The organism is Pseudomonas marginalis (assembly GCF_008692035.1).
In the GTDB taxonomy this organism is placed as follows: domain Bacteria; phylum Pseudomonadota; class Gammaproteobacteria; order Pseudomonadales; family Pseudomonadaceae; genus Aquipseudomonas; species Aquipseudomonas marginalis.
This window is the reverse complement of the sequence record NZ_VTFG01000001.1, coordinates 2,775,557-2,789,872: the sequence shown is the minus strand read 5'-3', so window position 1 is coordinate 2,789,872 and position 14,316 is coordinate 2,775,557. Positions and strand designations below refer to the sequence as shown.

The 14,316-nt window shown below is 58.5% G+C and carries 17 protein-coding genes; 15 read left to right on the top strand and 2 right to left on the bottom strand.

Translation table 11 applies throughout. The annotated features are described in order from the left end of the window. The first annotated feature begins 77 nt into the window (after positions 1 to 77). Complete coding sequence (locus FX984_RS13090; RefSeq protein WP_027605532.1) at positions 78 to 920, top strand: mechanosensitive ion channel family protein; 843 nt, start codon at positions 78 to 80, stop codon at positions 918 to 920. A gap of 190 nt (positions 921 to 1,110) precedes the next feature. On the opposite strand, the gene FX984_RS13085 is transcribed toward FX984_RS13090, so the two are convergent. Beyond that, a complete protein-coding gene (locus tag FX984_RS13085) occupies positions 1,111 to 2,403 on the bottom strand; it encodes an OprD family porin (RefSeq protein WP_027605533.1) in 1,293 nt (430 codons plus the stop codon). A gap of 745 nt (positions 2,404 to 3,148) precedes the next feature. On the opposite strand from FX984_RS13085, the gene FX984_RS13080 reads away from it, so the two are divergent. After that, complete coding sequence (locus tag FX984_RS13080; RefSeq protein ID WP_092358470.1) at positions 3,149 to 3,574, top strand: HIT domain-containing protein; 426 nt, start codon at positions 3,149 to 3,151, stop codon at positions 3,572 to 3,574. A gap of 3 nt (positions 3,575 to 3,577) precedes the next feature. Then, the gene (locus FX984_RS13075) at positions 3,578 to 3,784 is read left to right on the top strand and encodes a SlyX family protein (protein WP_027605535.1); all 207 of its coding nucleotides are present in this window, start codon (positions 3,578 to 3,580) and stop codon (positions 3,782 to 3,784) included. 70 nt (positions 3,785 to 3,854) lie between these two features. Here the strand turns inward: FX984_RS13075 and FX984_RS32955 are convergent, their stop codons facing one another. Beyond that, the gene (locus FX984_RS32955; protein WP_005790922.1) at positions 3,855 to 4,457 is read right to left on the bottom strand and encodes a cold-shock protein; all 603 of its coding nucleotides are present in this window, start codon (positions 4,455 to 4,457) and stop codon (positions 3,855 to 3,857) included. A gap of 428 nt (positions 4,458 to 4,885) precedes the next feature. Here FX984_RS32955 and FX984_RS13065 point away from each other — a divergent pair, with 428 nt between their 5' ends. The 12 genes from FX984_RS13065 (at position 4,886) to tolA (ending at position 14,307) form a co-directional block, all read left to right on the top strand. Continuing rightward, a complete protein-coding gene (locus FX984_RS13065; protein WP_027605536.1) occupies positions 4,886 to 5,359 on the top strand; it encodes a Dps family protein in 474 nt (157 codons plus the stop codon). Between the two features lie 179 nt (positions 5,360 to 5,538). Beyond that, entirely contained in the window at positions 5,539 to 5,880 is a 342-nt protein-coding gene (locus FX984_RS13060) for a ribbon-helix-helix domain-containing protein (protein ID WP_027605537.1), read from the top strand. Between the two features lie 178 nt (positions 5,881 to 6,058). Beyond that, positions 6,059 to 6,280 carry an FmdB family zinc ribbon protein gene (locus FX984_RS13055; RefSeq protein ID WP_010208103.1) on the top strand — a complete coding sequence of 74 codons (222 nt, stop codon included), beginning with the start codon at positions 6,059 to 6,061 and terminating at the stop codon, positions 6,278 to 6,280. 107 nt (positions 6,281 to 6,387) lie between these two features. After that, positions 6,388 to 8,163 carry an aspartate--tRNA ligase gene (aspS, locus tag FX984_RS13050; RefSeq protein ID WP_027605538.1) on the top strand — a complete coding sequence of 592 codons (1,776 nt, stop codon included), beginning with the start codon at positions 6,388 to 6,390 and terminating at the stop codon, positions 8,161 to 8,163. A gap of 135 nt (positions 8,164 to 8,298) precedes the next feature. Continuing rightward, positions 8,299 to 9,045 (top strand): YebC/PmpR family DNA-binding transcriptional regulator, encoded by a 747-nt coding sequence (locus FX984_RS13045; RefSeq protein WP_027605539.1) that lies wholly within the window; start codon positions 8,299 to 8,301, stop codon positions 9,043 to 9,045. A gap of 157 nt (positions 9,046 to 9,202) precedes the next feature. Continuing rightward, positions 9,203 to 9,727: a crossover junction endodeoxyribonuclease RuvC gene (gene ruvC / locus FX984_RS13040; protein WP_027605540.1), complete on the top strand. Its 525-nt coding sequence runs from the start codon at positions 9,203 to 9,205 to the stop codon at positions 9,725 to 9,727. A gap of 67 nt (positions 9,728 to 9,794) precedes the next feature. After that, positions 9,795 to 10,406 (top strand): Holliday junction branch migration protein RuvA, encoded by a 612-nt coding sequence (gene ruvA, locus FX984_RS13035; protein WP_003175802.1) that lies wholly within the window; start codon positions 9,795 to 9,797, stop codon positions 10,404 to 10,406. Continuing rightward, complete coding sequence (gene ruvB, locus FX984_RS13030; RefSeq protein WP_003175801.1) at positions 10,407 to 11,465, top strand: Holliday junction branch migration DNA helicase RuvB; 1,059 nt, start codon at positions 10,407 to 10,409, stop codon at positions 11,463 to 11,465. It begins immediately after the preceding gene. 140 nt (positions 11,466 to 11,605) lie between these two features. Continuing rightward, a complete protein-coding gene (gene ybgC / locus FX984_RS13025; protein WP_032890914.1) occupies positions 11,606 to 12,061 on the top strand; it encodes a tol-pal system-associated acyl-CoA thioesterase in 456 nt (151 codons plus the stop codon). 1 nt (position 12,062) lies between these two features. Continuing rightward, complete coding sequence (gene tolQ / locus FX984_RS13020) at positions 12,063 to 12,758, top strand: protein TolQ (protein WP_015885609.1); 696 nt, start codon at positions 12,063 to 12,065, stop codon at positions 12,756 to 12,758. Positions 12,759 to 12,781: 23 nt separating this feature from the next. Next, on the top strand, positions 12,782 to 13,234 hold the full coding sequence (tolR, locus tag FX984_RS13015) for a protein TolR (RefSeq protein WP_161793227.1): 453 nt from the start codon (positions 12,782 to 12,784) through the stop codon (positions 13,232 to 13,234). Next, positions 13,234 to 14,307, top strand: a complete 1,074-nt coding sequence (gene tolA / locus FX984_RS13010) for a cell envelope integrity protein TolA (RefSeq protein ID WP_053135848.1) — start codon at positions 13,234 to 13,236, stop codon at positions 14,305 to 14,307. Before tolR ends, tolA begins: the two co-directional genes overlap by 1 nt. The last annotated feature ends 9 nt before the right edge of the window (positions 14,308 to 14,316 follow it).

The window sequence follows — 14,316 nt, the reverse complement described above, 5'->3', positions numbered from 1 at the left end:
GCACTTGAGCCCTACGGGGCTCATTTGCGTTTTCAGGCAGTCAGTAAGCCGCACATCTGCCACACAGGAGAAGCTACATGGATTTAAACGCTGAAATGGATCACTTGATCAAGACCTCGCAGTCATGGATCCCGATGATCATGGAATACGGCAGCCGGGTGTTGCTGGCGGTAATCACCCTGGCCATTGGCTGGTGGCTGATCAACGTATTGACCCATCGTGTGGGCCGTCTGCTGGCCATGCGTAACGCGGACCTGGCGCTGCAGCACTTCATCACCAGCCTGGCGAACATTGCGCTGAAAGTCATGCTGATTGTCAGCGTGGCCTCGATGATCGGCGTGGCGACCACCTCGTTCGTCGCCGCCATCGGTGCCGCTACCCTGGCCATCGGCCTGGCGTTGCAAGGCAGCCTGGCCAACTTTGCCGGTGGGGTGCTGATCCTGTTGTTCCGCCCGTTCCGCATTGGTGACTGGATCGAAGCCCAGGGCACTTCCGGGACCGTCGACAGTATCCAGATCTTCCACACCGTGCTGCGCACCGGCGACAACAAGACTGTCATCGTACCCAACGGCATCCTGTCCAACGGCATCATCACCAACACCAACCGTCAGCCGACCCGCAAGGTGGTGTTTGACGTGGGTGTGGACTACGAGGCGGATCTGCAAAAGGCCCGTGAAGTACTGCTGGACCTGGCAAAAGATCCGCGCGTACTGACGGATCCTGCTGCGGTGGCCGTGGTGTCGACCTTGGGCGATAGCTCGATCACGGTTTCCCTGCGCTGCTGGACCAATACCCCGGATTATTGGGATGTAGTGTTCATGCTGAATGAACTGGCGCGTGATCGTTTAAAGGCAGCGGGGATTGATATTCCATTTCCGCAGCGCGTTATTCGAGTGATGCAGGAAGCAGCTCCGAAGTAAGTGAAAGAAGCGCGTTTAACTTGGCCGAAAGGTCAGGTTAAACGTGTCATCTGAATCTCGTTAGTTAGCTTGCTAGTTATTTATTCGCTGAAATAAAACTGCAATAAAAAAGCCGCTCCCTTGTAAACAGGGGAGCGGCTTTTTTGTTTAAGGCCGGGGCCTTAAGTCATCGTTGTAATTGAACCGGCAATTACAAGATGTTCAGCGGGTATTGCGCGATCAGACGCAGTTCGTCGAGGGAACCCGAGTAAACCTGATCAGACGAGCGATAGGTCGCTTGACGTACGCGCAGGCTCAGGTCTTTGGCTGGACCGCTCTGGATCACGTATTTGGCTTCGATATCGCGTTCCCACTCTTTACCATTGTTAGTGGTCGAGGTGTTGGCGCCAGTACCTTTCACATAACGAGTCATGAAGCTCAGGCCTGGGATACCAAAGGTCGCCATGTTCAGGTCATAGCGAGCCTGGTAGGACTTCTCGTCTTCAGCGTTGAAGTCGGAACGGGCGATGGAGTTGGCCAGGAAAATCGTGCCGCCACCGTCTACGCCGTAGCCGTACTGGCCGTCGCCGCTGACCTTCTGTGCTGCCAGGGTGAAGGTGTGAGCGCCAATGGTGTACGCGCCTTGCAGGCTGAACGCACGGTTGTCGAGCTTGGTGGTGCTGTCTTTGTCAGCACGTACCAGGCCGGCGCCGTCGCTCTTGGTGTCGTAGATGTTGAAGTCGACAGCCACGGACTGGTCATCGCTGAGCGCGTGGGTCCAGTTGACGTTGGCGTAGATCTTCTTCCAGTAGTCTTCCACTTTCGAGTAGTAGAGGCTGGTGGTGAACTCTGGGGTCCAGGAGTACACACCGCCGACGAAGTTGGCGTCTCGCAGGCCACGGCTCGAGCCTGGTTCGGAGCTGGCGATACTGTCGCGGTAGGTTTGATCCTGGGCAACGATCGAGGTGAAGTGACCGGCTTCCAGTTTCAGATCTTTGATTTCGTTGCTGGTGATGGAGATGCCTTGCGGCAGTTCCGGCAGCAAACGGCTGTCATCGGAAGCGAACACTGGAGCGGTGGTGTACTGATCACCGATCTTCAGGACCGTATTGGACATACGGAACTTGATGGCTGCGCCGCCTTTGGAGTAGTCATCCTGCGAACGGCCGTCGGAACCCTCTGGGAACAGACCGGTGCCGGCACGGCCTTTGCCGCTGTCCAGCTTGACGCCCAGCAGACCGATCACGTCGACACCGACACCGATGGTGCCTTGGGTGTAACCCGAGCTGAAGAGGCCGTGGAAGCCGAGGCCGGTTTCTTCGATACGGCTTTGTTCTGCACCGTGGTTACGGCGGTCACGGCTGAAATACAGGGCCCGTGTCAGAATGCTGGCTGTACTGTCCTCGATAAAGCCCTTGGAATCGTCCTGGGCGGACGCCATTGCGAACTGCGAGGTGCCTGCTGAAACAGCCAGGGCGATCATGCTCCACTTCATCACGCGCATCGTGATTTGCTCCTTTGGTTTTAGGAAGAGTACTGCCGTCCCACCTGTATTTTTATCTGGGCGGCTCTTTCTTTTTTGTGTCGGCGCAAAGTTATATCACGCAGACTCTATTGACGATACTTACCCATCTTTCCTTTCAGCTTCTTTACGAGGCTGTCGTAAATTGCTAGTTCCATGTCGCAAATTCACAGTCCGAATGTAACGGGACTGACAACTTCAATGCTGTTTTCAAACGCCTTTCAGCGTTTGTCGTCTTCCTTGGTATACATTGAAACGCCACTGTTATTTATCGCGAAACACTCACTTCCCTGCAGGTGCCGTTGTCGACGATAGGGGGGTGAATGCAACAAGCGCGCCCAAATCGGTAACTGAATGTCATTTTTTCGTGAAAAACGTTACGACGTGGTAAAAACCGCATAAGCACGGGCTTTTTACGCCGTTTGGTTTGGGCTTGACGCCCGTGTGTTACCGCTGTTGGGGGGTGCAAAAAAACCTTGCCCGAGAAAAACGTTACCGGTCCACCCCCATGGGTGGGTAGTTGGCGGATCTCTTTGAGGCACAAGTGGGTCATTTTGGTGCATCCCGGTGAGGCCCGAGTTAGCGTAGCTCAATTATTCGCCTGCATCGAAAGGGTGCGGTTTTTTTCTCCGGATGCGCCGGGGCTCTCCCGCATTCGCCGTGAAGCCGCCCGCATTCAAAGGTATGCTGGGCGCCAGAACCTGACCTGCCAAACGGAGTGCCCGTGGTGTTCGCCTTAGACCAACGCCTGCAACAAGACACACTGGTGATCGGGGACTTCCCGTTGTGCCGCCTGCTGCTGTCCGATGACTCGAATTACCCGTGGTTCATCCTGGTACCGCGCATCAACGGTATCAGCGAAGTGTTTCAGCTGGATGTCGCAGATCAACAGATCCTCTGGAAGGAAACTACGTTGCTGGCGCAGTTACTCAACGAAGGCCTGGGCGCCGACAAGATGAATATCGGTGCGCTGGGCAATGTCGTCAGCCAATTGCACGTGCATGTGATCGTACGCAAGCGTGATGATGCTGCGTGGCCTGCGCCGGTGTGGGGCAAGCATCCGGCCCGGCCGTACACTGACGAACAAGTGGCGGTCATTCGTGTGCGCCTGCGCGCGTTGCTGCCTGCCGACTTTATCTTTACCCAGGGTTGAACCATGGACTTGCAAGACCGCGTTACCGATCTGGAAAGCCGCCTGGCTTTTCAGGACGACACCATCGAGACCCTCAATGACATCCTGGTCGCCCAGCAGCGCGCGGTTGAACGCCTGCAGCTGCAGATGACCGCGCTGCTCAAGCGTCAGGAAGAAATGGGCGGCCAGTTCGAGACGTCCGAAGAAGAGGCGCCGCCACCGCACTATTAATCCGAGTGCAATAAAAAACCGCGACCCAGCCAAGGCTGGATCGCGGTTTTTTTTGCTGCGACGGCTGGAATCAGCGACGCGGCAGGGCAGCGATCACGTCTTCGGCTTGCAGGCCTTTGTCGCGATTCATCACGGAGAACTCCACGCGCTGGCCTTCCACCAGGACGCGATGGCCTTCGCCACGGATAGCCCGGAAGTGGACGAAGATGTCGTCGCCCGAATCGCGGGAAATAAAGCCGAAGCCTTTGGAGGTGTTGAACCACTTGACGGTACCGGTATCCCGATTGGTCATGTCGTAGTTTTGCGACGCGGCCGCCGGGGACGAACGGTAGAAGCTGATGGCCAGGTGAAGAACGATAGCGACCACAGCAATCACCAGGCTGAGCAGGATGGCCGGATGGCCGCCCACTTCAGGCATAGGTGCCAGGAGGGTGAGGGTTTGTACGACAACGGTCAGTACCAGCAGTGCGCTGACCAGGTTTTGCAGTTGATGACGTGTGCCTTTGTTCCAGTAAGGGATTACGGGAGCGAGCGTCAGGTTAAGAAGGCCGAACAAGGCCAGGTACAGAGCGTCGTGTTGTTGCAGGTAGGGCAGGCTTTCAGGCTGCAGGCTCGGGATAAAGGACAGCAGCAACGCTGCAACGCCCGTTAGCAGGTGGACGATTTTCAACATTTTGATTAACTCACGTTAAGACGGATCACAAGGAAGAGCTGACTGGCACGGTTCGCTTCTGAACAATGGGAGGCGTTGGGCACGTGCGCGGGTATCAGCCTATGCCGCTTGCCGTGGAAATTAACGACGGCGACACGCTGCCTATTTAACAGCAAAGGCCGTGCCTACTCAAATCGAGCATTTTCCGCGGTTGAAAGGGGCGTGGCATTTCTGCGTGAAACGCTTGTCCTAGACATGTGCAGGTGTTTCTGGCGGCCCTAAAGGAAATTTCCGACGTGTTCAAAGGCTTGTACTGCACGGGCTGAAAGGTCGTGCAGGGGCGATTTGTCGCATGTCGCCCGAGGGTGTCGGGCTGCGTCTACGCGGCGCTCTTGCTAGAGTGGTCGTGCACCTGATCAATGAATGCTTGTCAATTGAAGGGGATAAACATGGCAATCGATATCGGTATCAGTGAAGAAGATCGTAAATCCATCGTCGATGGGCTTTCACGACTGCTCTCCGATACCTATGTACTGTACCTGAAGACCCACAACTTCCATTGGAACGTCACGGGCCCCATGTTCCGTACGCTGCACCTGATGTTCGAAGAGCAGTACAACGAGCTGGCGCTGGCGGTGGACGCCATAGCCGAGCGTATCCGTGCCCTGGGTTTCCCGGCACCGGGCGCCTATTCGATCTACGCCCGTCTTTCCTCCATCAAGGAAGAAGAGGGCGTTCCCAGCGCAGAAGAGATGATCAAGCAACTGGTGGCGGGCCAGGAGGCGGTCACGCGTACCGCACGCGGTATTTTCCCGTTGCTCGACAAGGTCAGCGATGAGCCGACCGCGGACCTGCTGACCCAGCGCATGCAGGTTCACGAGAAAACCGCGTGGATGCTGCGCTCCCTGCTCGAAAACCAGTAACCGTCACCCACAGTGGCGCCGTTGTGGCGCCACTTGCTTGTTTCCACGCATTTCCTGGCGTTGTCCTACGCCTATCAACGCCCCGTCTTCTGGCTGCCTGCTTCGTCCTGCTGTCTTATAGGGCCACTGTCCAATGGGAGAACCCATGGGCTGTTGTTTGGCAATGGAGTGTCAGGTGTATGTCACGTGGAGTGGATGTGGGAGTGATGGAAACCGGTGGTTTCCACAAGATAAGCGTCGACCCCTTCGCCAAGGGGTTCGATATGGGGCTGGCCAAGCCATTGTCCCGATCGGTAAGGCTCAATGGGTTTTCCACTTGTCTTCGGCTTGAGCAGATCTATTGGAATATCCTCACGGAAATAGCCAGGATCAATGCCTGCTCTGTCAGCGCATTGCTGTCCTATGTCGATCGGGAAGTGCACTTGCGGTATGGAGGAGTGAAGAACTTCAGTGGGTTGGTCAGGGTAGTGTGTGTGGTTCATCTGTTAAAGGGCCGTGCTGTCTCGCCAAGCCCTGAGTAATCGGCAGGCCTCGGGGCTGGTCCGCTGTCGAGGTGGGCCTGCCCCGGGCAGAAAGCCGGCTGCGCTGCCTTGATTTACCAGATATAATCCCGCGCTTTGCTGCTGCCGGGGCTTTCTCCCTCTGCTCTCTATCAAGAGCGGGCGCGGCACAGTAACGATCGACCGCCGAGACATCGCCATGCCCATGTACGACTATCAATGTGCTTCCTGTGGACATCAGTTGGAAGCCATCCAGAAGATCAGCGCAGCGCCGCTGGTCGATTGCCCGGCCTGCCAGGCACCCGAGCTCAAGAAGATGTTGTCCATGCCGGGCTTCCGCCTGAGCGGCAGCGGCTGGTACGAGACCGATTTCAAGACCGGTTCGAAGAAGAACCTTGCGGGCGGCGACAAAGCAGACTGAGTTGAACTCCATGCGCAGGCTCCTGCATTATCCGTCCCCTGCTTTAATGTACGGTGACGAGGCAGGCCTCCACCGAATTTCGAATTACGAGAAGTGAAACCACTACCATGATGCGCAGCCACTATTGCGGCCAACTGAACGAGACCCTGGATGGTCAGGAAATCACCCTTTGCGGATGGGTTCACCGTCGCCGCGACCACGGCGGGGTGATCTTCCTCGATATCCGTGATCGTGATGGCCTGGCCCAGGTGGTGTTCGATCCGGACCGCGCCGAAAGCTTCGCCGCTGCTGACCGTGTGCGCAGCGAGTACGTCGTGAAGATCACCGGCAAGGTTCGCCTGCGTCCTGCCGGTGCCGTGAACGCGAACATGGCGTCCGGTGCGATCGAAGTGCTGGGCTACGAGCTGGAAGTACTCAACGAATCGGAAACCCCGCCGTTCCCGCTGAACGAATACTCCGACGTCGGCGAAGAAACCCGCCTGCGCTACCGTTTCCTGGACCTGCGTCGTCCGGAAATGGCCGAGAAGCTGCGCCTGCGTTCGCGCATGACCACCAGCATCCGCCGCTTCCTCGACGAGAACGGCTTCCTTGACGTCGAAACGCCTATCCTGACCCGGGCCACCCCGGAAGGCGCGCGGGACTACCTGGTGCCTAGCCGTACCCACGCCGGCAGTTTCTTCGCCTTGCCGCAATCGCCGCAGCTGTTCAAGCAGCTGCTGATGGTGGCCGGTTTCGACCGTTACTACCAGATCGCCAAGTGCTTCCGCGACGAAGACCTGCGCGCCGACCGTCAGCCGGAATTCACCCAGATCGACATCGAGACCAGCTTCCTCGATGAGAAAGAGATCATGGGCATCACCGAGCAGATGATCCGCAACCTGTTCAAGGAAGTGCTGGACCTGGAGTTCGGTGAATTCCCGCACATGACCTTCGAAGAGGCCATGCGCCGCTACGGTTCGGACAAGCCCGACCTGCGTAACCCGCTGGAACTGGTGGACGTGGCCGACCAGCTCACCGAAGTTGATTTCAAGGTGTTCAGCGGCCCGGCCAACGACCCGAAATGCCGCATCGCCGCCCTGCGCGTGCCTGGCGGCGCGAGCATGCCGCGCAAGCAGATCGACGACTACACCAAGTTCGTCGGCATCTACGGTGCCAAGGGCCTGGCGTACATCAAGGTCAACGAGCGCGCCAAGGGTGTTGAAGGCCTGCAGTCGCCAATCGTGAAGAACATCCCGGAAGCCAACCTCAATGTGATCCTGGATCGCGTGGGCGCGGTCGACGGCGACATCGTGTTCTTCGGCGCCGACAAAGCCAAGATCGTCAGCGAAGCCCTGGGCGCGCTGCGGATCAAGCTGGGCCACGACCTGGACCTGCTGACCTGCAAGTGGGCACCGATGTGGGTCGTCGACTTCCCGATGTTCGAAGAGAATGATGACGGTAGCTTCAGCGCCTTGCACCACCCGTTCACCGCGCCGAAGTGCTCGCCCGAAGAGCTGGAAGCCAACCCGGCAGGCGCGCTGTCCCGCGCGTATGACATGGTGTTGAACGGTACTGAGCTGGGTGGCGGTTCGATCCGTATCCACCGCAAAGAGATGCAACAAGCGGTCTTCCGCCTGCTGGGCATCAACGAAGCGGAACAGGAAGAGAAGTTCGGTTTCCTGCTCGACGCCCTGAAATACGGCGCGCCACCCCACGGTGGCCTGGCTTTCGGCCTCGACCGCCTGGTGATGCTGATGACCGGCGCCCAGTCGATCCGTGAAGTGATCGCCTTCCCGAAAACCCAGAGTGCTGCGGACGTCATGACCCAGGCTCCGGGTGTGGTGGATGCCAAGGCATTGCGCGAGCTGCATATTCGCCTGCGCGAGACGCCGAAGGCTGAGTAAGGCTGCTGCGTGAAAGCGCACTGAGGTTTACGCAGTCTAAAAAGGCGCATCTTCGGATGCGCCTTTGCGTTACAAGGGTTGTATCCCACCCCGGGTGGGGTTGATAAGGTTTCTAGAGAATTTCGGAGTTGTGTTATGGCTGGCCATTCCAAGTGGGCGAACATCAAGCACCGCAAAGAGCGTCAGGATGCCAAGAAAGGCAAGATCTTCACCAAGTGGATCCGTGAGCTGACGGTCGCTGCCCGCCAGGGTGGTGGTGACCCGGGCTCCAACCCGCGTCTGCGCCTGGCCCTGGACAAGGCCCTCGGCGCCAACATGAGTCGTGACATTATCGACCGTGCCGTGGCCCGTGGGGCCGGCGCTGCCGACACCGACGACATGGTCGAGTTGACCTACGAAGGCTACGGCCCGGGTGGCGTGGCGGTGATGGTCGAATGCATGACCGATAACCGCAACCGTACTGCCGCCGCCGTGCGTCATGCGTTCAGCAAGTGTGGCGGCAACCTCGGGACTGACGGTTCGGTGGCCTACCTGTTCGAACGCAAGGGGCAGATCTCCTTCGCGCCGGGTGTGGATGAAGATGCACTGATGGAAGCGGCGATGGAGGCGGATGCCGACGACGTGGTGACCAATGAAGATGGCTCCATCGACGTGTTTACCTCGTTCGCCGGTTTCTACGCCGTGCGTAACGCCCTGGAAGCGGCCGGTTTCAAAGGCTCCGACGCCGAGATTGTGATGCTGCCGACCACCAGTGCCGAGCTGGACCTGGACGGTGCGCAGAAAGTGCTGAAGATGCTCGATATGCTCGAAGACCTGGATGATGTACAAAACGTGTATTCCAACGCCGACATCCCGGAATCCGTGGCCGAACAGCTAGGCTGAAGAATGAAGTAGATCCAAATGTGGGAGGGGGCTTGCTCCCGATGGCGGTGTATCAGTCAGCCTATGTCTAACTGGACGATCGCCATCGGGAGCAAGCCCCCTCCCACATTAGAACTACGGTGTATCAAAAAATGTGTTTATCCGACCTGCAGGCGTTATGACTTTAATCCTAGGTATCGACCCCGGTTCGCGCATCACCGGTTTTGGTGTGGTGCAACACACCCCGCGCGGCTGCGTCTACGTCGCTTCGGGCTGTATCCGTACCGGCGCAGGCGAGTTGGCTGAGCGCCTGCAGATCGTCTATCGCGGCGTGCGTGAAGTGATCCAGACCTACGGACCGGTGACCATGGGCATCGAAAAGGTGTTCATGGCAAAAAACGCAGATTCGGCGTTGAAGCTCGGCCAGGCTCGTGGCGCCGCCATCGTCGCCGGCGCCGAGGAGGGCATGGAGATCGCCGAGTACACCGCGACCCAGGTCAAGCAGTCCGTGGTCGGCACCGGCGCGGCCAATAAAGAGCAGGTGCAGATGATGGTCATGCACATGCTCAAGCTCACCTCAAAGCCGCAGATCGATGCCTCCGACGCCCTGGCCATTGCCATTTGCCATGCACACACGCGCTCCAGCCTGCTGCCTCACGGCCTGGGCACGGCACGCAGTCGTGGCGGGCGCCTGCGTCTCTGATAGCATCAGCGCAATCGTTATTTCCGGTCAGGCCTCGCTCTGACCCCAAGCTTTAAGGATCTGAACCGTGATTGGACGCTTGCGCGGCACCCTGGCTGAGAAACAGCCGCCGCACCTGATTCTGGATGTAAACGGGCTGGGGTATGAGCTGGAAGTGCCCATGACCACCCTGTACCGCCTGCCGTCGGTCGGTGAACCCATAACGCTGCATACCCATCTGGTGGTGCGCGAAGATGCGCAACTACTCTATGGTTTCATTGGCAAGCGTGACCGCGACTTCTTCCGCGAGTTGATTCGCCTCAATGGCGTGGGGCCTAAATTGGCCCTGGCGTTGATGTCGAGCCTGGAAGTGGATGAGCTGGTACGTGCCGTGTCGGCCCAGGACACCTCCGCGCTGACCAAGGTACCGGGCGTGGGCAAGAAAACCGCCGAGCGCCTGCTGGTAGAACTCAAGGACCGCTTCAAGGCCTGGGAGGTGGTGCCGAGCATGTTCGCCCTGGTGCCGAACCAGCCGGACATGCCGGCGGGCCAGGTCGCGAGTGCTGAAAGCGACGCCGTCAGTGCGCTGATCTCCCTGGGCTACAAACCCCAGGAGGCCAGCAAGGCCGTCTCGGCCATCAAGGACAAGAACCTGAGCAGCGAAGACATGATCCGCCGAGCCCTGAAGGGAATGATTTAAGTGATTGAAGCTGATCGTCTGATCGCGGCCACCGGGCCTCGTGATCGTGAAGAAGTCCAGGACCGCGCCATCCGCCCCCTTAGCCTTGCCGACTACATCGGCCAGCCCACCGTGCGCGAGCAGATGGAGTTGTTTATTCAGGCCGCGCGCGGGCGCAGTGAGTCCTTGGACCATACCTTGATCTTCGGCCCGCCGGGGCTGGGTAAAACCACCCTGGCCAACATCATTGCCCAGGAAATGGGTGTGTCGATCAAGTCCACCTCCGGCCCGGTGCTGGAGCGGCCAGGTGATTTGGCGGCGTTGCTCACCAACCTCGAGCCCCATGATGTGCTGTTCATCGACGAGATCCACCGGCTCTCGCCAATCGTCGAGGAAGTCCTGTACCCGGCGATGGAAGATTTCCAGCTCGACATCATGATCGGCGAAGGCCCGGCGGCGCGCTCGATCAAGCTCGACCTGCCACCGTTTACGCTGGTGGGCGCGACCACGCGCGCGGGCATGTTGACCAACCCGCTGCGAGACCGTTTCGGCATTGTTCAACGTCTTGAGTTCTACAGCACCGCCGATCTGGCGACCATCGTCAGCCGTTCGGCCAGTATTCTCGGCTTGCCCCTGGACCCGGAAGGCGCGTTCGAAATTGCCCGTCGGGCCCGGGGCACGCCACGGATTGCCAACCGCCTGCTGCGTCGCGTGCGTGACTTTGCCGAAGTCCGGGCCAAGGGGCATATCACCAAGGCCGTGGCGGACCTGGCCCTGAACCTGCTGGATGTGGACGAGCACGGCTTCGATCATCAGGATCGACGCCTGCTCTTGACCATGATCGAGAAGTTCGACGGCGGTCCGGTAGGTGTCGACAGCCTGGCGGCGGCCATCAGTGAAGAGCGCCATACCATCGAGGATGTGCTGGAGCCGTACCTGATCCAGCAGGGCTATATCATGCGCACGCCAAGGGGGCGGGTGGTGACGCGCCATGCCTATCTGCACTTCGGGTTAAACATTCCGTCACGATTGGGTGAGATGCCCGTGGTAGACGAATTCCTTGATGCAGTGGACGATTAAAAGCTTCACGCCAGTCGATTTATTCGATGTTTGTGCTGTCCTAGTGGCTGGCGTCGTCATTCAGTCACTGGATATGTTTTTCGAGAATGAAAAAACAGTTGCCCCAGCGGATTGGCAACCTGAGGAGTAAGCACTAGAGTATGCGCGCGCAAAACGGGGATCAGTCGTTCGCACATCGCTGTCGCGTTTATTACGAGGACACCGATGCCGGCGGCATCGTGTATTACGTCAATTATCTCAAGTTCATGGAGCGGGCTCGTACCGAGCGGCTACGGGAGCTGGGCTTTGCCCAATCCCAGCTGGCAGGGGAGGACCTGTTATTCGTCGTGCATTCCAGCGAGGCGCGCTACCACGCACCGGCGCGACTGGACGACGAGTTGCTGGTCAGCGCTGAAGTAATCGAATTGAACCGTGCCAGCCTGCGTTTCAAGCAGCAGGTCAGGCGGGCAACGGATGCAACGCTGCTCTGTGAGGGGCAGTTCCTGGTGGCGTGTGTGCGCACCAACAGTTTGAAACCTCGGGCCATTCCCGAAACTCTACGTGCGGCCTTTGCCGCCGTGAGCGGCGCGGGTAAACAATCAAAGCAGGAGATTTAGCGTGGAACCTACCGTCGTCGACCATTCCTCCATGTGGAGCCTGGTCAGCAATGCCAGTGTCGTGGTTCAACTGGTGATGCTGACCCTGGTAGCCGCATCGGTTACCTCTTGGGTCATGATTTTTCAGCGCAGCAACCTGCTGCGTGCCGGTCGACGTGCCCTGGAGAGCTTTGAAGAGCGCTTCTGGTCGGGTATCGACCTGTCCAAGCTGTACCGCCAGGCCGGCAGCAACCCGGACCCGGACTCGGGCGTCGAGCAGATCTTCCGCGCCGGCTTCAAGGAATTCTCGCGCCTGCGCCAGCAGCCCGGTGTTGATCCGGAAGCGGTCATGGAAGGCGTGGCCCGTGCCATGCGCGTCGCCATTTCCCGTGAAGAAGAGAAGCTGGAGCAGAGCCTGCCGTTCCTCGCTACCGTCGGTTCCGTCAGCCCGTACATCGGCCTGTTCGGTACCGTGTGGGGGATCATGAACTCGTTCCGCGGCCTGGCCCAGGCCCAGCAAGCGACCCTGGCCACCGTGGCCCCGGGTATTGCCGAAGCCCTGATCGCCACCGCGATCGGCCTGTTCGCCGCTATCCCCGCAGTAATTGCCTACAACCGCTTTGCTGCCACCAGCGAAACGTTGATCGGCCGTTACTACACCTTCGCCGATGAGTTCCAGGCGATCCTGCACCGTAAAGTGCACACCAGCGAAGAATAAGCAGGTAATTCCCAATGGCTTTAATCGCTCGAGCTCGCAAAAAGCGCAAGCCGGTCGCCGAGATGAACGTAGTGCCCTACATCGACGTGATGCTGGTGCTGCTGGTGATCTTCATGGTGACCGCGCCGATGCTCAACCAGGGCGTGAAGGTTGATCTGCCCAAGGTTTCCAGTGAAGCCTTGCCGCAGGACAACAACACTCAGGTCCTGACCATTTCGATCAAGGCTGACAAGACCTATTACTGGAACCTTGGCAGCGAAGTCGACACGCAGAAACAGCAGGACAAGGCCTTGACCCTGCCGGCGATGACCGATGCGGTGACCAAGATCATTCGCTCCGGCAACGAAGGCGGCAAGCACACCCAGGTGTTCATCCGCGGCGACAAGTCGGTCGACTACGGTTCCGTCATGGGCGCCATGGGCGGGCTGCAGAAGGCCGGCGTCGGTAACGTTGGCTTGATTACCGAGGCGCCCTGATGCACCAACAGCGAGAGCCGTCCGCCTCGGAAAGCTTCTTCTGGCCTAGCGTCTGGGCAATTGCCCTGCACGTCCTGGTCTTTGGCATGCTGTTCGTCAGCTTTGCCATGACCCCGGACCTGCCGCCAGCCAAGCCGATCGTGCAGGCGACCCTGTATCAGCTGAAATCGAAAAGCCAGGCCACCACCCAGACCAATCAGAAGATTGCGGGTGAGGCCCAGAAGTCGGCTGCGCGCCAGACTGAAGTCGAACAGATGGAACAGAAGAAGGTCGAGCAGGAAGCGGTGAAGGCTGCTGCGGAACAAAAGAAAGAAGAGGCGGCTCAAAAGGCCGAGGAATCGAAAAAGGCTGACGAAGCCAAGAAGGCCGACGAGGCGAAAAAGGCTGATGAAGCCAAGAAAGCCGAGAAAGCTGCCGAAGCTAAAAAAGCTGAAGAGAAACAATTGGCTGATATAGCCAAGAAGAAATCTGAAGAAGAAGCCAAGAAGGCTGCCGAAGAAGAGGCCAAGAAAAAGGCCGCTGAAGACGCCAAGAAGAAAATAGTCGAAGACGCGAAGAAGAAAGCCGCCGAAGACGCCAAGAAAAAAGCTGAAGCAGACGAGGCGAAGAAGAAAATCGCCGACGACGCGAAGAAGAAAGCTGCCGCCGATGCCACCAAGAAAAAGGCCCAGGAAGCAGCGCGTAAATCCGCCGAAGAGAAAAAGGCCCAGGCCTTGGCAGATTTGCTCTCCGACACGCCGCAGCGTCAGCAAGCCTTGGCCGATGAACGTGGTGATGAAGTCGCGGGCAGTTTCGACGACCTGATTCGGGCGCGGGCAGCAGAAGGCTGGACACGTCCACCTTCGGCACGCAAAGGCATGACAGTAGTGCTGCAGATCGGCATGTTGCCGGACGGTACGGTGACTTCGGTCAGCGTGGCCAAGTCCAGTGGTGACGGTTCGTTCGACAGTTCGGCGGTTGCCGCGGTCAAGAATATTGGCCGGTTGACCGAGATGCAGGGAATGAAACCAAGCGACTTCGCTCCCTATCGTTCATTCAAGATGACATTCACACCTGAGGATCTAGCCTTGTGAGAAACCTTC